This is a genomic window from Bacteroides intestinalis DSM 17393 (genome assembly GCF_000172175.1).
Lineage (GTDB): Bacteria > Bacteroidota > Bacteroidia > Bacteroidales > Bacteroidaceae > Bacteroides > Bacteroides intestinalis.
Genome location: NZ_ABJL02000007.1, coordinates 514,062 through 539,485, shown reverse-complemented (window position 1 = coordinate 539,485; position 25,424 = coordinate 514,062). Strand labels below are relative to the sequence as shown.

Annotated in this window: 20 protein-coding genes; 9 read left to right on the top strand and 11 right to left on the bottom strand. The window is 43.6% G+C overall.

Going from position 1 to position 25,424, the window contains the following annotated elements; all coding sequences use genetic code 11:
• Positions 1–5 precede the first annotated feature (5 nt).
• From BACINT_RS06005 to BACINT_RS05990, 4 genes are all read left to right on the top strand, one after another.
• The gene (locus tag BACINT_RS06005; RefSeq protein ID WP_021967858.1) at positions 6–611 is read left to right on the top strand and encodes an SIS domain-containing protein; all 606 of its coding nucleotides are present in this window, start codon (positions 6–8) and stop codon (positions 609–611) included.
• Positions 599–1,528 carry a carbohydrate kinase family protein gene (locus BACINT_RS06000; protein WP_007661382.1) on the top strand — a complete coding sequence of 310 codons (930 nt, stop codon included), beginning with the start codon at positions 599–601 and terminating at the stop codon, positions 1,526–1,528. The genes BACINT_RS06005 and BACINT_RS06000 overlap by 13 nt, the downstream gene beginning before the upstream one ends.
• A gap of 101 nt (positions 1,529–1,629) precedes the next feature.
• Positions 1,630–2,700, top strand: a complete 1,071-nt coding sequence (locus tag BACINT_RS05995) for a tyrosine-protein phosphatase (protein ID WP_007661381.1) — start codon at positions 1,630–1,632, stop codon at positions 2,698–2,700.
• Between the two features lie 53 nt (positions 2,701–2,753).
• Positions 2,754–4,733, top strand: a complete 1,980-nt coding sequence (locus BACINT_RS05990; RefSeq protein WP_007661380.1) for a DEAD/DEAH box helicase — start codon at positions 2,754–2,756, stop codon at positions 4,731–4,733.
• A 78-nt stretch (positions 4,734–4,811) separates the two neighbouring features.
• Here BACINT_RS05990 and BACINT_RS05985 read toward each other — a convergent pair whose 3' ends face one another.
• Complete coding sequence (locus BACINT_RS05985) at positions 4,812–5,303, bottom strand: Dps family protein (protein WP_007216682.1); 492 nt, start codon at positions 5,301–5,303, stop codon at positions 4,812–4,814.
• A 216-nt stretch (positions 5,304–5,519) separates the two neighbouring features.
• Between BACINT_RS05985 and BACINT_RS05980 the strand changes: the two genes are divergently transcribed.
• From BACINT_RS05980 to ahpF, 3 genes are all read left to right on the top strand, one after another.
• On the top strand, positions 5,520–6,446 hold the full coding sequence (locus tag BACINT_RS05980) for a hydrogen peroxide-inducible genes activator (RefSeq protein WP_007661379.1): 927 nt from the start codon (positions 5,520–5,522) through the stop codon (positions 6,444–6,446).
• Between the two features lie 192 nt (positions 6,447–6,638).
• A complete protein-coding gene (gene ahpC, locus BACINT_RS05975) occupies positions 6,639–7,205 on the top strand; it encodes an alkyl hydroperoxide reductase subunit C (RefSeq protein WP_007211096.1) in 567 nt (188 codons plus the stop codon).
• Positions 7,206–7,555: 350 nt separating this feature from the next.
• Positions 7,556–9,115, top strand: coding sequence for an alkyl hydroperoxide reductase subunit F (gene ahpF / locus BACINT_RS05970; RefSeq protein WP_007661376.1), 1,560 nt, complete (start codon positions 7,556–7,558; stop codon positions 9,113–9,115).
• Between the two features lie 175 nt (positions 9,116–9,290).
• Here ahpF and BACINT_RS05965 read toward each other — a convergent pair whose 3' ends face one another.
• Entirely contained in the window at positions 9,291–10,961 is a 1,671-nt protein-coding gene (locus BACINT_RS05965) for a tetratricopeptide repeat protein (protein WP_007661371.1), read from the bottom strand.
• A gap of 280 nt (positions 10,962–11,241) precedes the next feature.
• Here BACINT_RS05965 and BACINT_RS05960 point away from each other — a divergent pair, with 280 nt between their 5' ends.
• Positions 11,242–12,828: a TonB-dependent receptor gene (locus tag BACINT_RS05960; protein WP_232288746.1), complete on the top strand. Its 1,587-nt coding sequence runs from the start codon at positions 11,242–11,244 to the stop codon at positions 12,826–12,828.
• On the top strand, positions 12,795–13,553 hold the full coding sequence (locus tag BACINT_RS24515; protein WP_232288745.1) for an outer membrane beta-barrel protein: 759 nt from the start codon (positions 12,795–12,797) through the stop codon (positions 13,551–13,553). The genes BACINT_RS05960 and BACINT_RS24515 overlap by 34 nt, the downstream gene beginning before the upstream one ends.
• Before the next feature lie 33 nt (positions 13,554–13,586).
• Here the strand turns inward: BACINT_RS24515 and BACINT_RS05955 are convergent, their stop codons facing one another.
• From BACINT_RS05955 to BACINT_RS05915, 9 genes are all read right to left on the bottom strand, one after another.
• Positions 13,587–15,722 carry a S46 family peptidase gene (locus BACINT_RS05955; RefSeq protein WP_007661367.1) on the bottom strand — a complete coding sequence of 712 codons (2,136 nt, stop codon included), beginning with the start codon at positions 15,720–15,722 and terminating at the stop codon, positions 13,587–13,589.
• Positions 15,723–15,738: 16 nt separating this feature from the next.
• Positions 15,739–17,109 (bottom strand): TIGR00341 family protein, encoded by a 1,371-nt coding sequence (locus tag BACINT_RS05950; RefSeq protein WP_044154900.1) that lies wholly within the window; start codon positions 17,107–17,109, stop codon positions 15,739–15,741.
• Positions 17,110–17,163: 54 nt separating this feature from the next.
• The gene (locus BACINT_RS05945; protein ID WP_007661364.1) at positions 17,164–18,609 is read right to left on the bottom strand and encodes a lipopolysaccharide biosynthesis protein; all 1,446 of its coding nucleotides are present in this window, start codon (positions 18,607–18,609) and stop codon (positions 17,164–17,166) included.
• A gap of 9 nt (positions 18,610–18,618) precedes the next feature.
• Positions 18,619–19,650: a Holliday junction branch migration DNA helicase RuvB gene (gene ruvB / locus BACINT_RS05940; RefSeq protein ID WP_007661363.1), complete on the bottom strand. Its 1,032-nt coding sequence runs from the start codon at positions 19,648–19,650 to the stop codon at positions 18,619–18,621.
• Positions 19,651–19,906: 256 nt separating this feature from the next.
• Positions 19,907–20,149, bottom strand: a complete 243-nt coding sequence (locus BACINT_RS24510; RefSeq protein ID WP_044154800.1) for a hypothetical protein — start codon at positions 20,147–20,149, stop codon at positions 19,907–19,909.
• Between the two features lie 306 nt (positions 20,150–20,455).
• Complete coding sequence (locus BACINT_RS05930) at positions 20,456–20,731, bottom strand: CXXX repeat peptide modification system protein (protein WP_044154899.1); 276 nt, start codon at positions 20,729–20,731, stop codon at positions 20,456–20,458.
• Between the two features lie 19 nt (positions 20,732–20,750).
• Positions 20,751–21,692, bottom strand: a complete 942-nt coding sequence (locus tag BACINT_RS05925; protein WP_007661360.1) for a CXXX repeat peptide maturase — start codon at positions 21,690–21,692, stop codon at positions 20,751–20,753.
• On the bottom strand, positions 21,686–23,287 hold the full coding sequence (locus tag BACINT_RS05920; RefSeq protein WP_007661359.1) for a radical SAM peptide maturase, CXXX-repeat target family: 1,602 nt from the start codon (positions 23,285–23,287) through the stop codon (positions 21,686–21,688). The genes BACINT_RS05925 and BACINT_RS05920 overlap by 7 nt, the downstream gene beginning before the upstream one ends.
• A gap of 142 nt (positions 23,288–23,429) precedes the next feature.
• A complete protein-coding gene (locus tag BACINT_RS05915) occupies positions 23,430–25,232 on the bottom strand; it encodes an Ig-like domain-containing protein (RefSeq protein ID WP_007661358.1) in 1,803 nt (600 codons plus the stop codon).
• Between the last annotated feature and the right edge of the window lie 192 nt (positions 25,233–25,424).

Below are 25,424 nucleotides of genomic sequence, written 5' to 3'. Positions count from 1 at the left end.
GTATAATGATTGAATCCATTCAAGAGCTTTTGCAGAAAGAAGCACAAGCTGTTCTAAACATCCCCGTGACAGACGCTTACGAGCGTGCAGTAGAACTTATCGTGGAACAAATTCACCGGCGGAAAGGGAAACTGGTAACTTCGGGTATGGGAAAAGCAGGACAGATTGCCATGAACATTGCAACTACGTTCTGTTCTACCGGAATCCCTTCCGTATTTCTGCATCCCAGCGAAGCTCAACACGGTGACTTAGGTATCTTGCAGGAAAACGATTTACTGCTATTGATCTCTAACTCCGGCAAAACACGCGAAATCGTGGAACTCACACAATTAGCTCATAATTTGAACCCAGAGCTTAAATTTATTGTTATTACCGGAAATCCAGATAGTCCGTTGGCTCATGAGTCTGATGTATGTCTCAGCACAGGAAAGCCCAAGGAAGTCTGTGCTCTGGGAATGACGCCCACTACCTCGACTACTGTAATGACCGTCATCGGTGACATTCTTGTAGTACAGGTAATGCAACAGACCGGCTTTACAATTGGAGACTACTCCAAACGTCATCACGGTGGGTATTTGGGTGAAAAATCAAGAAAATTATGCGAAAAGTAATCGGTATAGGAGAAACTATCCTTGACATCATTTTCCGCAACGGGCAGCCGACAGCAGCTGTACCGGGTGGCTCAGTATTTAACGGCATCGTGTCATTGGCACGGACAGGCGTACCTGTGAGCTTCATCAGCGAAACGGGAAACGACCAGGTGGGCAACACAATTCTGCAATTCATGCAGGATAGCGGCATGTCTACCGAATATGTCAATGTGTTCCCCGATGGCAAATCTCCCGTATCACTGGCTTACCTGAACGAACATGGTGATGCGGAATATATTTTCTATAAGGATTATCCCAAGCAACGGCTGGATGTAGTCTTCCCAAAACTGGAAGAAGACGACATCGTAGTTTTCGGTTCATATTTTGCCCTGAACCCGGTGTTGCGCGATAAAGTTCAGGATCTGTTGGAGCAGGCACGTGAGAAGAAAGCAATTGTCTACTACGATCCTAACTTCCGCTCCTCGCATAAAGATGAAGCCATTAAACTGACATCAACCATCATCGAGAATCTGGAATATGCCGACATTGTACGCGGTTCTATAGAAGATTTCTTCTATATGTATAATCAAAAGGAAGTGGATAAGGTCTACAAAGATAAGATTCGTTTTTATTGCTCTAACTTTCTTTGCACTGCCGGAGCGAAAGAGATTTCACTGCGTACGAAAAGCATTACCAAAGAGTATGCTATTCCGCCATTGGAGGCAGTCAGTACTATTGGAGCGGGTGATAATTTCAATGCCGGAATCATCTATGGCCTGCTGAAGTACAATGTACGCCACTGCGATCTGGGACAAATAGATGAAGCCACCTGGGACAAGATTATCCGTTGCGGCATCGAGTTCTCGGCAGATGTATGCCGGAGTTTTAACAATTCCATATCACCGGAGTTTGCCCGCCAGTTGCCTCCCATTAACTAAATCCCCGTTAAAGGAGAAAAAACTCTGTGAAACTCTGCGCCTTGAAGTAACAAAAGTCAGCAGAATACATATCTTTGCAGTATACGCTCAGACAAAAAACTATGTATAAAAATCTGTTGAACTTGCTAACATGTGTATTACTGCTACCGGCTTGTAGCGGCACAGCTCCCCATATCTCCGTCGTTTGCGAAGAAAACAACGTTGGAAATAGTATCGTCAAATGGGAAATGGCCCCTCTTATTAAAGGAAACGTAAAGGTATATGCCTCTACCGACCCGAACTATATTCCCGAAGATTCTCCGGTGGCCATGGCAAATATTGCCGACCAACGAATGACAATTGTTACCACGGACCCTACCAGACGGTATTACTATACCCTTGTATTTAATGATAAATACCGTGTGAAGATTGCTACCCGTAATGTCAATATCCCTGGTATACAGAACTTCCGCGATATGGGAGGATATCCATCATATCCTACCCAGAAACAATTGCGCTGGGGTATGCTTTACCGCTCAGCCCAGATAGACAGTCTGGAATGCTACTCGCGCAGAGAACTAAAGAATATAGGCATCAAGACTATTGTAGACCTGCGCTCCGAATCAGAGTTAAAAGGACATACCCCATTACAAGAAGGATTCAATGTCGTACATATTCCCATAAAAACGGGGGATATGGAAGATATTCTGAGAGGTATCCAGGAACAAAAAATAAAAAGTGATACTGTATACCGTATGGTGGAACGAATGAATCGCGAGTTAGTGATGAACTACCACCATGAATACCGGCAGATATTCGATATCCTGTTGGACAGTGCTAACTATCCTGTCGTCATTCATTGTTCCTCCGGTAAGGGACGCACCGGCATTGCTTCGGCACTGATACTCGCTTCTCTTGGTGTGAACAGCGATATTATCATGGAAGATTATCGTCTCAGCAATGACTACTTTAATATTCCCAGCGCCTCACGTTATGCCTACAATCTGCCTGCACGTTCGCAAGAAGCCATCACGACTGTTTATTCAGCCAGAGAAGATTTCCTGAATGCTGCCAAAGAAGAAATAGAACGTAGGTACGGTGACGTGGAGACCTATCTGGAAAGGGGCATCGGACTCAAGAAAGAAGAAATTAAGAAGCTGCAAAGTATTCTTTTAGTGAAAAACGATAATTAATCACTAAAATTGTTCTATCTTTGTGCCCGAATATAAAGATATACAAAGATTTAATGAAGAATTTTGAAGAGCTCGGTCTGTCGCCGGAGATACGCCGCGCCATTGAAGAAATGGGATATGAGTGTCCCATGCCGGTGCAAGAGGAAGTGATTCCTTACCTTTTAGGAGAAAATAATGATGTTGTAGCACTTGCACAAACAGGAACGGGGAAAACCGCCGCATTCGGCCTGCCACTTATCCAAAAAATTAATGTAAAGAACCGGATTCCACAATCCCTTATACTTTGCCCTACACGCGAACTTTGCTTGCAGATTGCAGGTGATTTGAATGACTATTCCAAATACATCACTGGATTGCGGGTATTGCCCGTATATGGTGGTTCATCCATAGATAGCCAGATACGTGCCCTGAAACAAGGTGTACATATCATCGTTGCTACCCCGGGACGACTACTCGACCTGATGGAACGTAAGACTGTATCGCTCACCACTATCCAGAATGTAGTGATGGACGAGGCGGACGAAATGCTGAACATGGGATTCACGGACAGTATTAACGCTATTCTTGCCGATGTGCCTCAGGAGCGTAATACGTTATTATTCTCTGCCACTATGAGCCCGGAGATTGCACGTATCTCAAAGAAATACTTACGTGACGCCAAAGAAATCACTATCGGACGGAAAAATGAAAGTACAAGCAACGTGAAGCATGTAGTCTTCACCGTTCATGCCAAGGATAAATACGCGGCTCTGAAACGTATTGTAGACTATTATCCGCAGATATACGGTATCATTTTCTGCCGTACGCGCAAAGAAACGCAGGAAATTGCCGACAAGTTGATGCAGGACGGTTACAATGCCGATTCACTGCACGGTGAATTAAGTCAGGCGCAGCGTGACGCCGTAATGCAGAAATTCCGCATCCGTAATCTGCAAATCCTGGTTGCCACGGACGTTGCTGCACGCGGACTCGACGTAGACGACTTGACACATGTTATCAACTATGGTCTGCCAGATGATACCGAAAGTTACACCCACCGTAGCGGACGTACAGGACGCGCCGGAAAGACCGGTACTTCTATCGCCATCATCAACTTGCGCGAAAAAGGTAAGATGCGCGAAATAGAACGTATCATCAGCAAGAAGTTTATTATTGGTGAAATGCCTACCGGCAAACAGATTTGCGAGAAACAGCTCCTGAAAGTGATTGACGATCTGGAAAAGGTGAAAGTGAACGAAGAAGACATGGCTGACTTTATGCCTGAAATATACCGTAAACTGGACTGGTTGAGCAAAGAAGACCTTATCAAACGTATGGTTTCCCACGAGTTCAACCGTTTCTCAGAATATTACCGCAATCGCGAAGAAATAGAAATGCCTACCGATAGCCGTGGTGAACGTAACGGCCGAAGCGGCAACGAACGCAGTGGTGACCGCAGAAGTAGCAGCCGCAAAGCTGAACCGGGATTTACGCGCCTGTTCATCAATCTGGGTAAGATGGATAATTTCTTCCCCAATGAACTGATCAGTCTTCTGAACAGTAATACCCGTGGTCGTGTGGAACTGGGACGTATTGATCTGATGAAGAACTTCTCATTTTTTGAGGTAGACGAGAAAGAAGCGGGAAATGTAGTAAAAGCTTTAAACCGAGCCAACTGGAACGGTCGTAAGGTTTCTGTGGAGATTGCCGGTGAAGAAGGCAAGGAAGCTCCTAAAGGCAGACGTAAAAGCGAAGGAAGCAGTTACAGCAAAAAGGAGTTTGATGGCAAAAAGCGTAGCTTCAAAGATGAAAAGCGTAGCGATGCATCTGGAAAACGTAACGATACGCCCAGAAACAGTAGAAGTAAATCTGACAATGCTCCGGCTGACAAAAAGAAAGGCAAACCGAGCCGCGAAGAACGTGGCTATACTAGCGCTCGTGGCAAGAAAGACGATTGGAGACAATTCTTCCAAAATGACAACAAGGAGTTCCGCGATAAAGAACCTGACTTCAGTGAAGAAGGTTGGGCAAGACGGGCACCGAAAAAGAAATAATATACAAGGAAAAAGGTGATAAAGCAGTGTCTCCACCACTTCATCACCTTTCCATCATTTATCACCTAAACCTATATATTATTTGTCTGTGCATCCTTTTGTACTGAAAGCGACCAGCATCCAAACCATCTTTTCCTGTTCTTTCAGATAGCCTGTCATCAGGTCGGCAGTAACGTCGTCACCTGCTTCATTGGCCAGTTCAATGATCTTTCTTTCCTCACCAATGAGGTATCCGTAAGTTTCAAGAATATTGCTGACCGCATCGCTACCACAAGCCACGTCAGATACTTCTTTGATCTTTGCAACTTTCAGGTATTCGCTGAACTTGTTTTCGGGTACACCACCCAACATCAGGATACGCTCTGCAATTTCGTCCACCTTCTCGGCTGCGTCGTCATACATACTTTCAAACTTCTCGTGCAATACGAAGAAACCATGTCCCTTGATGTTCCAGTGGAAACCGCGCAGATTCGTGTAATACACCTGGAAATCTGCCAAAAGTTGATGCAATGCAGATACTACGTTAGCTACTCCCGATTCATTTAACTTGATATAATTTAAAGTCTTCATAATTTTATGGTTTTAATAGTTTATACTGTTTTTCTTTTTCCTGTTGCAAAGAAAGTGCAAATCGAAGGCAGAAGCAAGCTTGCTTGATTATGCTGAGATGCAGCCTTTCTTCGTTTTTTGTACAAAGATAAGAGGCAAATCAACGCTTGTCAAACAGATAATTTCTATCTTTGCATAGACAGAATCTATATAACCCGTTCAAACCCTTTATTTATCATGACTTTACAACAACTGGAATACATTCTTGCCGTTAATCAGTTCCGCCATTTCGCCAAAGCTGCGGAACATTGCCGCGTAACTCAACCCACTCTGAGTGCCATGATACAAAAACTGGAAGACGAGTTAGACACCAAGATATTCGACCGAAACCAACAACCCATCTGCCCTACTCCCGTCGGACGGCTTGTAATAGAGCAAGCCCGTATCGTATTGGAACAGGCAGGCCACATAAAGGATATTATTGAAGAAGAAAAGCACTCCTTGTCGGGTGTCTTTAAGTTAGGCATACTTCCCACCATCGCCCCTTATCTGTTGCCGCGCTTCTTTCCGCAACTGATGAAGAAATATCCCAAACTGGATATCCGCGTAACGGAGATGAAGACGAAGGACATCAAGCAGGCTCTTATAAAAGGAGAGATAGATGCCGGCATTATCGCCACCCTCCCCGAAAAGGATGACTTCCGCCAGATACCTTTATTCTACGAACAATTCTATGCGTACATCGCGCGCGAAAGCAAACTGTTCGATAATAAGATTATCCGCACCTCCGATCTCAGCGACGAACAGCTTTGGATGCTGGACGAGGGACATTGCTTCCGCGACCAGTTAGTCCGCTTCTGCCAGATGAAGGCGGCGCAAGCCAGCCAGATCGCTTATCATCTGGGCAGCATGGAGACATTCATGCGTATGGTAGAAAGCGGTAAAGGCGTTACCTTCATTCCCGAACTTGCCATCGATCAGCTCAACGAGACACAGAAAGAGTTGGTGCGCCCCTTTGCCATCCCCACTCCTACCCGGCAGATCATTCTCATCACCAACGAGCACTTCATACGAAACACTTTGTTGGAGGTACTCACAAAAGAAATACAAGCCTCTGTACCCCGCGAAATGCTGTCCCTGCGGGCAACTCAGTGCGTTGTATAGATTTCGTCTATCGGCCCATAAATCTTTTCAATCGTTTTTTTTGTTCTATCGGCAAAAGATGCTATATTTTTGCAAACGCGAAGATCAGCTGTACCTCAGCATAATCAAGCGAGCTTGCTTCTGCATTCGGTTTGCATGAACTTTGCATCATCGAAAAAACAAAGTACTAAACCTTTTAAAACAAAAAAGATTATGGAACCAATTATCAATTCCCAGCTTCCTGAATTCAAAGTTCAGGCATTCCAGAACGGAAGTTTCAAAACAGTAACCAACGAAGACGTAAAAGGCAAATGGGCTATTTTCTTCTTCTATCCCGCAGACTTTACTTTCGTATGCCCTACCGAACTGGTGGACATCGCTGAAAAATACGAGCAATTCCAAGCAATGGGTGTAGAGGTGTACTCTGTAAGCACCGACTCTCACTTCGTGCACAAAGCATGGCACGATGCATCCGAAAGTATCCGCAAGATCAAGTATCCGATGCTGGCAGACCCTACAGGCGTGCTGACTCGTGCATTCGGTGTAATGATTGAAGAAGAAGGTATGGCTTACCGCGGCACATTTGTCGTGAACCCCGAAGGCAAAATCAAGATTGCCGAAATACAGGACAATAACATCGGACGTAATGCCGACGAACTCCTCCGTAAGGTGGAAGCTGCGCAATTCGTAGCTACGCACGACGGTGAAGTATGTCCCGCAAAATGGAAGAAAGGCGGCGAAACACTGAAGCCAAGTATAGATTTGGTTGGTAAAATTTAAGTTCACATCCCTTTTTTATTAGCGAGGTCCCCTTTATCCATTGCACACATAGAGGGGACCTCTTTTATCTTACATTAGTAATCAATCAGTCCCATATATGTATTGCTGTCAGTTCCCATTAGAGGAAACGGCCGTTCCCTTTTGAAGAAACGACAGTTTCCATTAGAAGAAACGATCGTTCCTGCAATAAGAAACAGGAGTTTCTGAATGCCGGAAACAGCAGTTCCAAGGTTCAGAAACTCCTGTTCCCAACTGCAGAAACTACAGTTTCCTACAGTCAGGAAACTACATTTTCCTAATATACAATGTGATAAGCATGCATTTATGGCTGGAATTAAACATATACTGTTATGTTAGAAACAAGCATTTTAAATCAAGTACGCAGTGTCTTCCAAAACCTAGAAGCACAGTACACTTTTCATATCACCTGCCATCCCCGGCACGGAAACGCACAGGAGCTGACAGAGTTGCTGAAAGATGTAGCAGGATGTTCCGATAAACTCTCCTGTGAGGTAACTGAAACTGAAGAACCGAAGCTGGAATTCTCTTTACTGAAAAACGGGAAAGAAACCGGTGTCAAATTCCGCGGGATACCGAACGGCCATGAATTCACATCTTTGCTTCTGGCAATACTGAATGCCGATGGAAAGGGGAAAAATCTTCCCGATGAAGCCATCCACCGACGCATTCAGGCGTTGAAAGGACCCATTTCATTGCAGACTTATGTATCATTGACATGTACCAACTGCCCTGATGTGGTGCAGGCTCTGAACATAATAGCTCTGCTGAACGGACAGGCCACACATGAAATGATAGACGGTGCCCTTTTCCAGGAAGAAGTGGATGCACTGAAAATTCAAGGCGTACCGTCCGTCTATGCCAACGGTAAATTGCTTCATGTAGGACGTGGCACTTTAGGCGAACTTCTGCAAAAGCTGGAAGAAATGTTCGGTTCCGAACCAGTAGGGAATGCAGAGCCTATCTCACGTACTTATGATGTCCTCGTATTAGGTGGCGGACCGGCAGGTGCCTCAGCCGCAATCTATTCAGCCCGTAAGGGATTACGGGTAGCCATTGTAGCCGAAAAGATCGGTGGTCAGGTAAAGGAAACCGTAGGAATCGAGAACCTGATCTCCGTGCCACAGACTACAGGTGCACAGTTAGCAGACAATTTAAGAAGCCATATCAATCATTATCCCATCGACTTGTTTGAAGACCGTAAGATAGAGAAGGCGGAACTTCAAGGAAAAGAAAAGAGGATTTCAGTAGTGGGCGGTGAAGCATTCATATCTCCCAGTGTAATAATTGCCACCGGTGCAAGCTGGCGCAAACTGAATGTGGAAGGTGAAACGGAATATATAGGCAGAGGAGTTGCCTTCTGTCCGCATTGCGACGGACCGTTCTATCAGGGGAAAGATATAGCCGTTATCGGTGGCGGAAACTCCGGTATAGAAGCAGCCATCGACTTGGCGGGTATCTGCCGGAAAGTGACTGTCTTTGAATTTGCCGATACGCTGAAAGCCGACCAGGTATTGCAAGAAAAGGCGCAAAGCTTACCGAATGTAGAAATCTTCACTTCCTCGCAGACTACCAAAGTAGTGGGAAACGGTGATAAGGTAACAGCTATCCGCGTCAAAGACCGTGTAAGTAGTGAAGAACGGGATTTCCCATTGGATGGTATCTTCGTACAAATTGGCCTGGCAGCTAATAGTGCTCCTTTCCGTGAAATGCTGGAGACGACACCAATAGGCGAAATCAAGATCGATGCTTTTTGCCGCACCACGCTTCCGGGCGTTTATGCAGCAGGAGATGTTTCGGACGTTCCCTACAAACAGATAGTAATTGCAATGGGTGAAGGTGCGAAGGCGGCACTGTCGGCATTTGATGACCGAATCCGGGGAATTGCATAAAGCAGATTACATTTAATGAAACTGCAAAAGTAATCATTAGCATAAAAGAAAGGGAGGAAAGGAGTGATAAGGTGGTAAGGTGATAGGGTGATAAAGTAGCTGCGCTATATATCACAGAGCGTTATCCCGTTATCACTTTATCACCCTATCACCTTACCACCTTATCACACTTTGTTCATATCCGCTTAGAAAGAAATTCAGCGATATCTTCTTTTTCTTCCATGCCCAATTTCTGCCGTATCACCGTCTTACGTTGATACACCGTCCGTATGCTCTGCTGAATAACCACACTAATCTCTTTCGTTGAAAAGTCCGACTTCAACAAACAGCAGAGTTGCAGTTCCTTTTCATTCAGGATATTTCCATACTTCTGATAGATACGGGTATAAAAGCCATCATGCACCATGTCAATAGTCTTATATAAATCACTCCAAACCAGCAAATCGTCCACCGCTACATCTTTATTGGCTATCCGTCCCATCTGTACCAATAGCTCCTGATGATCGGAACTGGGATTCGTAGCCACAATACGTATCAGACCTAACTGCTGGAGCAGCATCTTCTTGACAAACTTATCATTATTGCCGCTTTCATCGCCTTCCGTCTCATGCAGCAGACGGCGCAAGGCCTCCAGTTCTTCTTCCTTTTCCACAAGCAAATGCTTTCTTCGCTGCAAATACCAGACGATAGCCAGCAACAACAAAATACAGAGAGCCACCAATCCGACAAAAAAGGTCCGTTCTTTCTGCTTTTCCAATTGCAGATTCATATTCTGCTGTTGAAGTAACAGTTGTACCTTTCCTTTTTGGGCTATCACCCGCTGGTCACGGATAAAGTTGTTATACAGCCGGTTTGAGAAGAACGCCACATCCCGAATGGTAAAAGAGCGGCTATCCATATAATCCATCAATGTTTTCTGTACCAGCCAAAAGTTAGCCAATGACAAATCCTGATCAATGTAGGGCGAACGCACGCTATCTCCCATTTGCATATAGTAGCGGGCAGAATCCATCTGACCCATATTCAGGAAATAACGCGAAAGAGCATAATAAGATAAGGACTCAAAAGGGTGTTTAGTTTCTTTATATTCTTGTAAACTATGGCGCTGCAAATTGATGGCTTCCCGATTCTTGCCAGAATCACTCAGTATATCAGCGTAGTTGCGCATCACATAGTACAATGCCTTCAAAGAGTCTGTGGAGGTATACAGGCATTCAGTAGCTTTACGAAGAGCCAGCAGCGCAGAATCATTCTGATTTGCACAGTAGTACGATACCGCCAGGCTGTTATAGTTATTATATTGTCGGGTGGAATCAGGCTCTATAGCTATCAACTGCTTCTGTAAGCGTATCAGCCCTTCAAAATCATCATTACCTTCCCCTATATTCGCTACAGACCGCAGCAAATCAAGACGGGCAGCCGTATCGCCGCGCAAGGCTGCAATGCGATTCCCTTCAGCCATCATCTCAGTAGCTTCTTTATATCTCTCGCTATCGTAGAAGTAATGCGCCGCCAGTTTGTAGGTACGCAACAAGCGCAATGTGTCACTCACATCCGGTCTTCCATAATAATCCAGAGCGTATAACAGCAAAGAATCTTCATTCATCACCCAATGCGCATTATAGTGGGCTTGCCCCATAGCCAGCGCAAACCGTGCCCGCAACGAGTCTGGTAATACTTCGGGATCTTTCACCGACCGAAGCAGAGCAATCGCCTCCTCTGCATTCTGCTGTAACATCTGTTCCGCCTTTTCTATTTGGATGCGTTGCAATGACAGGACTTCCGTACATGCTGCCAATACCAACACGCATACCCAACCTATCAAACCATGTTTCAATGCTTTCATGCCGTCCTTCCTTCTTGCTTTAAGTCTTTGCAAAGATAGATATTTATCAATTAACGGAAGTTACGGTCTCCCTTTTTTTGCACTTTTCTTTATATATAAACCTGAAATGGGAAGATATAAACTTTTTCATAAAGCGCAGTTCAAAACTCTTTAATTTTCAAATAGTTGCAAAAGCCATTGCACTTTATTTAGTGCCGCATATAAACCGCTTTTCTGTTTCTATCGCTCTATCTTTGTCATGTTCAAAGAACAGAAATAATCACTAAAGATAATAAGAAAAATGAAAAGATTAAGTATCATTTTAGGAGCATTATTCCTATGCACCTCCCTGATGGCGACAAACAAAATCACAGGGAAAATCATCGATGAGAATAACAATCAGAACATCGAGTATGCCAATGTCAGCCTGATGGCTCAGGACTCGACATTCATCACCGGAGTTGCCACAAACAACGACGGCTATTTCTTACTGAAAGAAGTAAACGATGGAGATTATATCTTATGTATCTCATGCATCGGATATGAAAACTCCTACCTCTCTATCCATAACCTGCAAGCTAACCTGAATCTGGGAGAGCTGCCCCTGTCGCCCGATAATGTAATGTTGGAAGGAGTTACCGTCACAGCCAGCCCCATCATCAAAAAGACTGACCGGCAAATTATCCTCCCAACCGAAATGCAGACTAAAGCCGCTTCCAACGGAGTTTCCTTACTGAGAAATCTGCAACTGTCGCGCATCCTGGTCAATCCGATAGACAACAGCATCACGGTTCCCGGAGGAGACAATGTACAACTTAGGATGAACGGTGTAGAAGTGACTCAAGCTGAAATCATTGCCATTCGTCCGGCAGATGTGATCCGCATCGAATATATAGACAATCCCGGCGCACGCTACGGAAATGCAGGTGCCGTATTAAACTACATTGTAAAGAGAAGGGAATCGGGAGGAAGTATCTCTGCTGATCTCACCAACGGAGTATCTGATACAGGATACGGCGAGCATAACCTCGCTGCCAAATACCACTTCAACAAGTCTGAACTCAGTACTACCGTATATTGGGGACAGAGAGATCTGAAGTGGACACGCGAAAACTATGAAAGTTTCCACTTCCCGGAGGCTTATCAAGAGAATAGAGAGGTAGGAGAACCTACAAAAGTAAAGTACGATAACCTTAACTTCAACCTCAATTACAGTTACCAGGATCATGACAAGCAACTTCTCAACATTGCTCTCAGAAACCAATACAGTGATACTCCCAGTTCCATGTCGGACAGAATCAGTACATTGTATGAAGGAGATGCCTCCTACTCCATATCCGACCTTTCTGCCTCCAAAGTACTGATCCCCTCTTTGGATATCTATTACCAGAGAAATCTGAAAAACAAACAGACAATCTATGCGGATGTAGTGGCTTCTTATCTGGACAGCAAGAACAAGCGGACTTTTATTCAGAAAGCCCTTAATAATGACAATAACGATACGGATATCTATTCAGAAACCAAAGGTGAGAAGTACTCCGTCATCGGCGAAGGTATCTACGAAAAACAATTCAATACAGGTAAGTTTACCGGAGGTATCAAGCATACACAGGCCTATTTGCAAAATAGATATTCGGGTAATATAGAGAATAAAATCACGATGAATACGGCCGAAACGTACCTATTTGCCGAATATCAATCAAAGATAAAAGCTCTGAACTACACTGTAGGGATTGGAGCCATGAGAACTTATAACAGCCAGGAGCAGTATTCTTCCGAGAAGTATATAGTCAAACCTTCCTTAAGCCTGTCGTACTCTATCAACGGAAGTGGTTTTTCAGATACAACGGATACGTGTCGGGGTATGCTCCTTCCCTGTCCGACCTGAACAACATTTCGCAAGCAATGGATAAGTACCAGATACGCAAAGGAAATCCCGACTTAAAGTCTGTTACATTCTATGCCAATACACTATCTGCCAGCTGGCAAAGCAAGTATGTATCTGTCGATTTATTTGGAAGATATAGCTATGACAGTAAGCCAATTATGGAAAATACCTACTACGAAGACGGGTATTTTATCCGCACTACCGAGAATCATAAAGGTTTCCACCGAATCAATCTGGAAACAGCCATACAGATACGACCTTACAGGGAGTATATCTCTATCAAGTTTACTCCGTTCCTGAACCGCTATATCAGTCACGGCAACACCTACACGCATACACACACCAATGCAGGACTACGAGGCAGCCTGATGGCAATGTATAAGAATTGGGTACTGATGGCAGAAATGAATACCAGCAACCACATCCTGTGGGGTGAAACGCTGACTAAGGAAGAAAAGCTGCACACCATCATGGCGGGATACAATACGGAGAAATGGAGCTTGTCTGCCGGGGTACTGAACCCGTTCACCAAGAAGTATGAACAGGAAATAGAGAACCTCTCAAAATCGGCTCCCTATCGCCAGTTAGCATATTCCAAGAACTTAAGGCTTCTGTTCATGCTAAACGTATCCTTCAATCTGGACTTTGGAAAGAAGCGCAACAGTCAAGGCAGAAGAATCAATAACAAGGATACTGATACAGGTATTTTGTCCGGAAACAAATAATTGTCTCCCCCAGGAAATGCGGGAACCTGCCCACTAATTGATAATATTCAATTCTTTGATCAGGTTCCCTGCTTTCCCGTACTTCTCAATCATAAACAAAATATAGCGCACATCCACTCCAATGGTACGCTGCATCTTCGGTTCATAAAGAATATCGCTGCTCATAGCCTCCCAATTTCCATCGAAAGCTAATCCGAGAAGTTCACCTTTCGAATTAAACATCGCACTCCCGCTATTTCCACCGGTAATATCATTATTAGAAATAAAGCAAACCTTCATTTCGCCCTTTTCATCGGCATATCTTCCAAAATTACGGGAAGAGAGCAGAGATACCAACTCCGGCTGTACTGCAAAATCAACATCTCCCACATGAGCTTTCACCTTCTCCAGTACACCTTTTGTCGTTGTATAATAATCATATTCCGCTCCGTCAAACGGAGTATATCCACATACTGTCCCAAAACTCAATCGCATGGTGGAATTAGCATCCGGATAGAAATTACGAGATGCATACATCCTACGGATAGCCCCATTCAAAAGGCGTTCTCCACGAATGATTTCCGTAGTAGGTGCCTGCGTCTGCATATTCATATCGAACAACATTGTCAGCATATCAATGCCCAATGAAATAGCCGGATCGTCGAAAATCTGATAGGTAGTGTCCCGTTCAAGAAAACGCTTCAAACCACGAGGAGTAGTCAACTCAGAACTTGCATAAAGGCTATCTACGAAAGCTTTCTCATTACCATCATATTTCTGTGCGATAGTATGGTAGATTTCCGGCAGGAAAGTGGTATCCACTTTTGAGCGATACTCCTTCAGCAGCGCCGTAAATACTTCCTTGTCTATATCCAGATCCAAATTAGAATATTGTTCGATGATATCCTTCAAACCAGCAATAACAGCTTTTTGCTCTCCTTCAAAGTCAAAGTTCAGAATCTTCAGAGCAAGCTGCACCAGTTCCGGTCCATACAGGAAAGACTCGATAAAGTAAGCCTGCGCACGGTTTACCTCCCGGCGGTTCTTATAATTCAGTTCCAAGTCGGTAAACAGTTGAAGAAGCTTCTCACGTTCTTCCGGGTTCTGCTGTATCCACCGACGGATTTCTTGCTCCATTTCACGCTTCTTATCTAGGATTCCCAGCTTACGAATAGCACGGTTGACACCGATACTGTTCTTCCAATAGTTGGAGCTTTCATCATATTTAGAAGCATACTTAATGCGTATGCTGTCTTTGCTGTCCATTTCACGCTTCCAGATAGCTTGCTTCACACCACGAATATCAATCTGTGCCTGATTGGAATTATTCATCATTTCCTCGATGCCGAATGAAGAAAGATAACGTTCCGTACTTCCCGGATAGCCTATCGTCATACAGAAAGAGCCTTCCTTATAGCCATCCAGTGAAATCGGTGCCACATATTCCGGGTGATACGGGACATTGTCGGGAGAGTAATCGGCAGGCCTGTTCTTGCGGTCTGCATAAATACGAAACACACAGAAATCTCCTGTATGCCGGGGCCATATCCAATTATCCGTATCCCAACCGAACTTACCGACAGAGGAAGGAGGTGCAAACACCAGCCGCACATCGTTGAAATCGCGGTAAACGGAGAGCCAGAACTCATTGCCTCCATAATAAGCATCTACCACGCCAAGCAAAGTGGAGTCTTTCAGGGATACCTCACCACCTATTACCATCATCATAGAGTCTACCGCACTGGAACGTTCCATTTCGCTCATCGAAGGCTTAACGGCTCCCAACACACGCTTGGTCACATCTTCCGTACGAAGCAGAAAGCGAACGTAAAGCTCCGGATTAGGCAATTCCTCTGCCCGGCTATGGGCTACGAAGCCATTTTTCAGGTAATCATGCTCCACTGATGAATGCTGCTGCACACTGCTGAAACCACAGTGATGATTGGTAAACACCAGCCCGTCTTCCGACACTACCACTCCGGAACAAAATCCTCCGAAACTGACTACCGCATCTTTCAACGACGGCTTCTTCGGATTATATAGTTTATCAGCAGGCATTTGCAGGCCAAGTTCTTTCATAGCCTTACGGGTCTGTTTATTCAGGTTTCCCAGCATCCACATACCTTCGTCCGCCCGTCCCGTCAACGTGAAGAGGCTGCAAGCAACAATCAGTATATACTTTAGCTTCATTCTATTTCGTATTAAATTATTCTGCAATCAGTCTTAATTGTTTCGCTCCCGTACGTGCTTTCAGCCATTCGGTAATCTTTTGTTTCTCGTGGGCGTCGGGATGCTTGCCAAACTTCAGTACGGCAAGTGTAATGGTATCTGTCCGTACCGAATCAATCGTCAGTTCTATGGCATGAGAGATAGAAACGGTTTTCACTGATGGATAGAGAACTTTTAGCTCCGGAACAATCGTTTTGCCCAATTCATCGAAAGATTTATATCTTGCCAGGCTCTGTTCCAGCACTGTAATCTTCTTTGTTTGTTCCACCAGTCGTTCTTCACTGTTCTTATAGAAGTCTTCCATCACCATAGCCCGGATAGAAGAAATATCCACAGCTTCGTTATTCATTCCCTGAAGAACAATCAGTTTGGTTTCACCTAACTTGTAATCCTTCATCTTACTACGGGCAATGGCAATCGAAGCCTCAGGAACTTCTTGTCCGATCAGTACCACGCGTATCTCATTGTCCTTGCTGCCATGATAATGGATTTTTTTATCCAATACCTGTGTATTCTCAAAAGAAAGCTGTTCGGCAACAAACCGATTGGCGGCACTCTCATAGAAAGTGCTCTGAATGATCCCTACCGTCAGGTAAACAGCCGGACACATGGTCAGCACGGCAATCAGTATTATGTATTGGCGTACTTTCTTCTCCCGCTTCTTGTCCACAAACTCTTTACGCTGGAAGTGCATCACACGCACTCCGGCAAACGTGGCAAGACTGATAAATACCGAATTAATGAAGTAGAGATAAAATGCTCCAAGGAAATAAACCAGATTCCCCGTTGCCAGCCCGTAACCTGCCGTACAGAGCGGCGGCATCAAAGCAGTGGCAATGGCAACACCAGGAATTACGTTTCCTTTCTCCTTGGTAGACAGGGCAACTACACCGGCAAGACCGCCCATCAATGCGATGAATACGTCATAAATCGTAGGTGAAGTACGTGCCAGAAGCTCTGACTGTCCTTCGGCAACAGGGCTTACAAGAAAGAAGACAGTAGCCGTAGTTACACTGAACAGAGTCGTTATCAGAAAGCTCTTCAGTGAACGTTTCATCAATTCAAAGTCATTCAGACCGACAGAAAGTCCCACCCCCATGATAGGTCCCATCAGTGGAGAAATCAACATGGCACCGATGATTACGGCCGTGGAATTAACATTCAGTCCTAATGATGCCATAAAAATGGCAAAGATCAAAATCCACAGGTTAGCCCCTTTAAACTCTACTCCTTTGCGGATGGAGTCTACTGTTTCCAGCTCATTGTCCTTGTCTTTTCTCAGATCAAGATACTCGCTCAGGAACTTTTTAACGGCAAAAACATTTCGGTTTTGTTCAGGTGTTTCCATCATATCATTTACAATTTGACGATTTACAATTTACAATTTGCCATGCGGACTATTCTAATGTCTTATGATACGGTTTAGGATTGGTATTTGGTTCAGCGGCAAATCACGCTTCACAACGTAGGCGATAAACAGTATCAGCAGAACTGTACGGTATGCCATACGCAGGTAGATATTGTCTATCGGCACATATTCGGCAGCAAGATAAAGCACAGCAGCAAGAAGCACATACATACCGATTGCCTTCAAATCATACTGTATCGGATATTTCTTCTGACCCACAAAGTAAGAAAGCAACATAGCAACGCCATATCCTGTAAATCCAGCCCAGGCACAAGCAATATAACCATACTTCGGGATCAGAAATATATTCATCAATATCAGGATGGTGCAGCCCGTCAATGAAAAATAAGCCCCCCAACGGGTTTCATCAATCAGCTTGTACCAGAAAGACAGGTTGAAATAAATGCCCATAAAGATTTCCGCTGCCATAACGATGGGTACTACCCGTAATCCGTCCCAATAATCACGCCCGATGATATGGCGCAGAATGTCCAGATAAAACATCACTGCCAGGAAGGCGAGTAAAGTAAAGATGATAAAGAACTTCATAGCCTGAGCATACATTTCACGGCTATCTTTCTCCTTGCTCTTACCAAATACAAAAGGTTCATAAGCAAAGCGGAATGCCTGGGTAAACATAGCCATAATCATGGCAATCTTACTGGCAGCTCCGTAGATACCGAGTTGTACGGTAGCCTCAGCCTCATCGGGATAAACGAAAGGAAAAATAATCTTATCAGCCACCTGATTCAAGATACCTGCCACACCCAATATCACCAATGGCAGGGAGTAACGAAGCATCCGTTTCAATAACTCTCTATCCAGCACATAGGTAAATCCTCTCAGTTCCGGTATCATGCACAACATGACAACAGAGGTACATACCAGATTGAAAAGGAAAGCATAACCTACATCATTTCCTTTCAGAACAACGTAATAGAAAAGATTGAGAGCAATATTGAGAAAGATAAACAGCAACTTCAATGCAGCAAACTTAATGGGACGTTTCTTATAACGCAGATAAGCGAACGGAATACTTTGAATAGCATCCATTGCCACCACAATCATCATCATACCTATATACCAAGGGTGCTCTCCGTATTCTAACCATCCGGCAATAGGTTCTAAAAACAACAATCCCAAAACAACGAATACCACTGAGCCGATACTTACGCTCAACAAGGTGGTGGAATATACCCGCATCGGATCATCTTGCCCTTTATTGGCAAAACGGAAGAATCCCGTTTCCATGCCGCACGTCAGTAATACCAGCATCAATGCCACCCAGGCATATATATTCGTAACCACACCATAACCACCCGATGATGCAGGCAAAGCTATCGTATATACAGGTACCAGCAGATAATTGAGGAAACGTCCTACAATACTACTTACCCCGTAAATAGCTGTCTCTTTTGCTAAACTTTTTAATCCACTCATTTTTATTCGTTATTCATTAAATAACGTACGCTGACTATCGTAAAGACTACGTCCTAAATGTTTATAAGCCAATTCAGTTACTTCACGTCCGCGCGGAGTACGCTTCAGGAAGCCTTCTTTTATCAGGAACGGTTCGTACACCTCTTCTACGGTTCCGGCATCCTCGCCCAAAGCCGTAGCAATAGTAGTAAGCCCTACCGGACCGCCCTTGAACTTATCGATAATGGTACAGAGTATCTTATTGTCGATTTCATCGAGACCGTATTTATCAATGTTCAGTGCTTCCAAAGCGAAGTTGGCAATCTCCGTATCAATGCTCCCCGAACCTTTCACCTGTGCAAAATCCCGTACACGACGCAACAACGCATTTGCAATACGCGGCGTTCCACGGCTACGGGAAGCAATCTCTGACGCAGCCCTTGTAGAACAAGGAACATTCAGGATTCCTGCCGAACGGCGGATGATACCGCTCAGCACATCATCATCGTAATATTCCAAATGCAGATTAATACCAAAGCGGGCACGCAAAGGCGCAGTCAGCAAACCGCTACGGGTAGTAGCTCCCACCAGCGTAAACGGGCTCAGATCAATCTGAATACTCCGTGCAGACGGGCCTTTATCTATCATAATATCAATGCGGTAATCCTCCATTGCGGAGTACAGATACTCCTCCACCACCGGAGAAAGACGATGAATTTCATCGATAAACAGCACATCATTCGGTTCCAGACTGGTAAGCACCCCCGCCAAATCGCCCGGCTTATCAAGCACCGGACCGGAAGTTACCTTAAAGCCCACTCCCAGCTCATTCGCAATAATATTGGAAAGTGTCGTTTTACCCAATCCCGGAGGTCCATGCAACAAAACATGATCCAGTGCTTCGCCACGCAGACGAGCCGCTTTAACGAAGATACGCAGATTATCCACCACCTTATCCTGTCCGCTGAAGTCTTCAAAGGATAACGGACGAAGTGCGTTTTCGAAATCGCGCTCCCTACTGGTCAACTGATTATCGCGTATATCAAAATCTTCTCGTTCCATTCTATATTTACTTCTTTTCTTATCTTTTATAAAAAGAATAGAAAACAAAATCAAAGCTGACAATCAGCCACTTAAACCTTTTCTTTTTCTATTTCTTTTTTATTTTTTTCTTTTTACCACTTATTTCAGTACATAACGTCTATCAGTACGAACCCCTTCTGTTATCAATTCCACATCCACCATCGAATAAACCATCTTCCTCAACTCCTGTAAATCGACTTCCGGTAACCGACCCGCAATCTCCTAAATCTTACTTTTAGGATGTGCTCTCAAGTCTTCCATGATTAGAGTTCTCAGCACATTGCCGTATTTGTTTACGAAACAAACCATTCGGAAACTCATACGAATAAGTCAACTCAACAGCCTTCTGTTCTATATCAAGAAGCAGCTCTTTAGGATAGTTCTCTGCCAACTCTGCATCATCCATCTGCTTGACATGCTGACGCACACGGGATGATTTACGAATATCATCAATACATATTTTGGTTCTATTGAGCAAAGATAGTACAAACTGATGAACCCTATCTATTTTTTCACTTAATTTCTTTTCTCACTTCATCATTCCGTCATTCTCCGCTTGCTTATGCAGAAAAGGAACCCTACCTCTGAGGCTCACATGCAATCACAAATCATGAAAAAAGACTGCACAAAGAATACTTTCCCATGCAGTCTTTATCCCCAATGAGGCTTATTTTTTTACTTAAAATTCTTGTAGTTCTTGATGCACAGTGACTTCATACCGCAACTTTTTGTTTTCTGCAAAATAACTAATTTATTTTGAGATTTCTATATTTACTCAAACCAATCATTCTTCGTAAACCAAATAAATCTCATTCGTGCTAAAATTAATCTCCCAATTACCTTTCTCACACTGTTCCCATTGATATTGATCTGACATACGATCCCACCAATCCTGAAATTTCCTTCCCGTCTCTCCCAAATCTTTCACCAGTTTTTCATATAACATTTCATTACTACCTGTTACGATTCTGGCCAACTCATTCAACCCATTCCGGCGTTCAAAGAGAACCTGAATCTCAAGCTTCTCTTCTTCTGTCACTGCTCCTATCAATTTTTTCATAATCATATCTCATTACACTTTAATATTTCTTTCTCACATCAAACGGATCCAAATAATCTATTTCCATTATTTCCCTGCCTTGTAAAAAACGCCCCGATTTACGTATCTCCTGCAACAAATCACGCGAAGCATTACGTTCCAGATGGGCAGTCACGCATTGCTCATGTGAAGGGGTGTTTACTTCCAAAGTCATTTTTCTATTCAGCCAAATACAACGCTTGCATTGGTATGCATCACAATGCCTGCATAACGGTGCATGGCTCATACGATATAACTGAGAATTCCTGATATCAAGCCCATTTTCCAAATCACCAATGGAATAGCCATCACTTGACAGGTAGAAAGCAGGACAAACATAAAATTTCCCATCCGGAGCAAGCGTTATATTCTCCCATCCGGCATTACAGTTATTCATACTATCAAGCAACATACGGTCAGTCAGCAGGTTGAATTGGGGGATTGTCTCCTCATTATAAAAATCTTTTAACTGAAAAGCCAGTTCAGCCAACACAGACTTATACTTATCAAAGTCAGCCTCTGTAAAAGTATCCACATCAGTCAGTATTATATTCAGGCGAGCGACATGAATCAACATCTCTCCCACTTTCTCATAATGACTGAAAAAATCCTCTTTCTTCGTTCTCAGTACGTAGATCTTATCCCTGTCCATCTTTCGACCTTCCGGATTCTCCCAATAATCCCCAATGATAATGTCCGCTCCAGCGCAACAGGCAACAGGCATAATTTTACAATGCTCCGTCGTTTCTATGATTTCCTCATATTTCTGGGGTAATTTGTAATCAGGATAAACAAACTGAACCATCAGATTCTCTTTCATTGCCAGAAGAATAGCGGCCCGCAAATCCTGCAAACTGATTAGCTTATATTCCGTCTTCGGATTCTCATAATGGCAATAGGGCGTACTGGTGTCATCCAATAAAACAATTAAATATTTCAGCATGGTTCGCCCTCCGATTCCATTTTACGTAAAAGCCTGTTCCAGTAATAATTATTAGCCCTTACCCGTGCCTTGTGCATTTTACAGATAGCTGTAGAACGCTGGTAAATGGTAGAAGTATCGGCAGCATCGTAGTTTTCTCCCTGACACCATGCGCATCCACTTGCCACTTCACAATCTATGCACTCTTGTGTACTTTGCGTACAACGGTCCAATGTCAAGAAAGGCCGCAACTTGTTCTTATCAATGCCATCATGAATATTACCAATAATCCAAGCTTTCTTATTACGAAGGGAGTATTGCGCAAAACGGGTACATGGGTAAAAATTTCCCATTGCATCTACAGCCAGCATCATGCCCGCACCGCACCAATTCTGATTCTGCAACTTACAATCCAACGGTTTCCCTAAATGCTCACCAAAAAAAGAACAAGAATAGTCCCGATAATAACCATTATCAATGATAGCATCCGCCAGCATCAGCAGTTGTTCTTCAAACAGCCTGTCATCTCCTGCTTTCCATACATCTTCAAACACACAGTTAATGTTCACTTCATGAATGCCCAAAGCATAAAGATGAAGAACACTTTCCTTGATATAAGGAATATCGGCACTACTGATGGTCACTTTCGTACTTGCATCAGGAAACTGCGACAACCATAAAGGAATGTTACGCACTACATCTTTATAAGATCCCCGTCCGCTTGCTTTATACACACGGTTCAGGTCGTGCTTCATCTCCGTACCATCAATTGTAATGCCAATACTGAGATGTTCCTTATTTTTTAAGATAAATTGCTGTACCTTTTCTTCATGGTAATTGATGCCATTTGTAGAAAAGCTGAAGCGATAAGCGCCAAACCAATGATGATCTCTTTGGAATTGTTCAACCTTGATATAATCACAAATCTTATCTATCAGGTCTATTTCCAGAAAAGGCTCTCCGCCTATGAAATCCCATACCACAGACTCTTCGGGAAAATCCTCTTCACGTTCTAATACATAGTCAATAGCTTGTTTGGCTACCTCCCAAGGCATCCGCTCTTTCGAGTTTTTACCTACGAGGTAGCAATATTTACAAGCGAGTTGGCAGTCTTTCGTGACAATAAAAGTGATATTCTTTGCCATTCCGGACTTCCAATCTACTTCTTTCTTCTTGATTCCTTTCATTTTTAAAAGATAACGAATACATACTTCAACATTAGTATCGATTGTAACTCCGGCACCCACCCCGGCATCCCGTTTGACATCCAAACATACAAGTACCCTTGCACTGTCCCAAACAGGTTGAAACACATGCACCACGGCAAGTTGTCGTACAGGTTTGTGCGCAAGCCAGATTACAACTATTACCACAGCCCGAGCAACCGGATGACTTAGCAGAATCCTTACAACCATTGCTACAAGAAGTACTGCAATCAGAACAGGACGATTTGGCTGTATTATCACAGCCACTAGAACAGCCTTCTTTACAGCCACTTTTACAACTATCCCCACAACCACCTTCCGATGTTCCAACACAACTATTACTACAGGTTGAGCCACAACCACTTTGCGCAGTTCCCATACAACTATTATTGCAACCTTGAGGATCATCATCTTTACTACAAGCCTCCAACAATACTGGTGCAAAAACTATTAATCCTAAGAATGGAATTGTTTTCCTGATAGCTACTTTAAAAAAGTCTCTACGTGATATATCCATATTAATCTAACTTATTACAATTTACAATAACAAAAACTATACATAATCAGAGATGTGTACCACTCTATACGGAATCGTATAATAATAGCGTACACCACTGTCTATATTCGTAAACACAAGATTAACCTGAGACATAAAATAGAGACCACTGCTTATACTATTAGGTTCCTGCCGATAGTTAAAAGTAGAAGTCCCATTTTTGATATAAAGTGATTTCACATAATCAACATCCTTTTTAAAAACAGCACTTTTATCTCCATCTGCCTCCACCAAGTATGTTTCACCTACATTTATAGCACATACTACCCAAAGATTCAGGTAACCATCAAGATGTGTTATATTCACTTTGACATAAAAATTCTCTCCTCCAACAGTCTGTACAGACACTTCATCATCATAATATTCAATCTTCGAACCTACGCGGCTGTAAGCCCTTAGATAATAAGTAGTACCCTTACTCAACCCTGTTAGAGATAATCTCAACTTTCCATCACTACCTACACTTGCCGTAGTAACATTATCCGTAATCTTAGGGTTAGGTGACGTTCCGTAACATATATCCACTTTCTTTACCCCACTTGGAGCAACAGATGTAAGTACCGCCTTATCTTCATATATATCTGTAGGTTCAAAATGTGTTTTAATAATCCCTGATGTGGTGAACATCCCTTGATCTCCATAATAATATTCCCCGTCCAATTTAGCATATATACGGACATAATAAGCTGTTTCGGGAGTCAGTTCATTCAGTGTGTATACGATCTCATTCCCCGAAAGAGCAACTTTAGTGGCATCAACCGTCGGCATTGATGAAGTGGAATAACAAATACCAACCTCATCCATTTGCAAACCATACGTCGTAATTGTTCCTGAGATCTGTGCCGAAGATGAAGAAATAGAAGAAATTTGAGGTACTGAAATTTCCACGGTCACTGCCGTAGTAAACATAGCCTGGTCGCCATACTTAGCCGCACCATCCACAACAGCATATATGCGGACATAATAAGTAGTATTTGCTTCCAGCTTGGTTAAGGTGTAAGAAATATCCTCGCCGGACAAAACAACCTTCTTGTCATTGACAGTGGGAGATTGGGAAGTAGAGTAACAAATACCGGCTTCCGTAACTTTAACGCCCGAAGCCTTGATTGCTCCCTCCACAAGAGCCGAAACAGAAGTTATATCCGACACTTCCGGTTTAGAAATTTCCACTCCTCTATTAACGATTGTAATCTGACAGGAGGCCGTTTTATCACCATCATTCGTAGTCGCTTCAATAGTAACTTTTCCCTCGGCTATAGCGGTCACCTTACCGGTAGCATCCACCGATGCTATTTTACTATCTCCCGAACTCCATGTTACAGCTTTGTTTGTCGCATTCTCCGGTGTCACAACAGCTTCAAGTATCAAGTCATCCCCCACCACCATAGTAGACTCTGTAGGTTTAATCGACACTCCCGTCACCCTGACAACCTTGTCCACTACCGTTACTTTACAAGTCGCTGTTTTCTTGCCGGTAAGTGCCGTTACGGTAATAACAGCCTCCCCGGGTATTACCGCTGTTACCATTCCAGTCTCATCCACCGTTGCAACACTGGGGATGCTACTGTTCCACACATGTCCTTTATCAGGTGTCTCAGCCGGAGTAAAAGAAGCTATCAACCTTTCAGTTTTGCCTTTCTCTAATGTTAACTCACTCTTGTTCAGTGCAATGTCCGGAATCACAACATTCTCTTTACTATCCTCTTTACTACAGCTACCAGCCAACGGCAGCATAAGTAAGAAGCCCAATATTACCCAAATGAACTTTGATTTACCGGTTAATTTTTCTCTCTTCAGCATAATCCATATAGATTAAGCCTATAGACTTCCCCTGATTCAGCAATACACAAAAAAAGACGTGGGAGTCTGTACTTTCACTTATCCCAGTCTCAGGCTCTCGCATGCCCATCTATAAGGATAAGCAACGCAGCTAGCCCACGCCAAGATGAATATACAGAACACCACGCCAAGCGCAATGTTTGGACAAAACAC

Excerpts from the sequence above, each read along its gene's own strand:
- ahpC (WP_007211096.1), top strand. The coding sequence starts at position 6,639 with ATGGAACCAATTATCAATTCCCAGCTTCCTGAATTCAAAGTTCAGGCA.
- BACINT_RS05915 (WP_007661358.1), bottom strand. The coding sequence starts at position 25,232 with ATGCTGAAGAGAGAAAAATTAACCGGTAAATCAAAGTTCATTTGGGTA.
- BACINT_RS05950 (WP_044154900.1), bottom strand. The coding sequence starts at position 17,109 with ATGGAAACACCTGAACAAAACCGAAATGTTTTTGCCGTTAAAAAGTTC.
- BACINT_RS05960 (WP_232288746.1), top strand. The coding sequence starts at position 11,242 with ATGAAAAGATTAAGTATCATTTTAGGAGCATTATTCCTATGCACCTCC.
- BACINT_RS05945 (WP_007661364.1), bottom strand. The coding sequence starts at position 18,609 with ATGAGTGGATTAAAAAGTTTAGCAAAAGAGACAGCTATTTACGGGGTA.
- ruvB (WP_007661363.1), bottom strand. The coding sequence starts at position 19,650 with ATGGAACGAGAAGATTTTGATATACGCGATAATCAGTTGACCAGTAGG.
- BACINT_RS05955 (WP_007661367.1), bottom strand. The coding sequence starts at position 15,722 with ATGAAGCTAAAGTATATACTGATTGTTGCTTGCAGCCTCTTCACGTTG.
- BACINT_RS05985 (WP_007216682.1), bottom strand. The coding sequence starts at position 5,303 with ATGAAGACTTTAAATTATATCAAGTTAAATGAATCGGGAGTAGCTAAC.
- BACINT_RS05995 (WP_007661381.1), top strand. The coding sequence starts at position 1,630 with ATGTATAAAAATCTGTTGAACTTGCTAACATGTGTATTACTGCTACCG.
- BACINT_RS05930 (WP_044154899.1), bottom strand. The coding sequence starts at position 20,731 with ATGAAAAAATTGATAGGAGCAGTGACAGAAGAAGAGAAGCTTGAGATT.
- BACINT_RS06000 (WP_007661382.1), top strand. The coding sequence starts at position 599 with ATGCGAAAAGTAATCGGTATAGGAGAAACTATCCTTGACATCATTTTC.
- BACINT_RS05965 (WP_007661371.1), bottom strand. The coding sequence starts at position 10,961 with ATGAAAGCATTGAAACATGGTTTGATAGGTTGGGTATGCGTGTTGGTA.
- ahpF (WP_007661376.1), top strand. The coding sequence starts at position 7,556 with ATGTTAGAAACAAGCATTTTAAATCAAGTACGCAGTGTCTTCCAAAAC.
- BACINT_RS06005 (WP_021967858.1), top strand. The coding sequence starts at position 6 with ATGATTGAATCCATTCAAGAGCTTTTGCAGAAAGAAGCACAAGCTGTT.
- BACINT_RS05980 (WP_007661379.1), top strand. The coding sequence starts at position 5,520 with ATGACTTTACAACAACTGGAATACATTCTTGCCGTTAATCAGTTCCGC.
- BACINT_RS05925 (WP_007661360.1), bottom strand. The coding sequence starts at position 21,692 with ATGCTGAAATATTTAATTGTTTTATTGGATGACACCAGTACGCCCTAT.
- BACINT_RS05920 (WP_007661359.1), bottom strand. The coding sequence starts at position 23,287 with ATGATGATCCTCAAGGTTGCAATAATAGTTGTATGGGAACTGCGCAAA.
- BACINT_RS05990 (WP_007661380.1), top strand. The coding sequence starts at position 2,754 with ATGAAGAATTTTGAAGAGCTCGGTCTGTCGCCGGAGATACGCCGCGCC.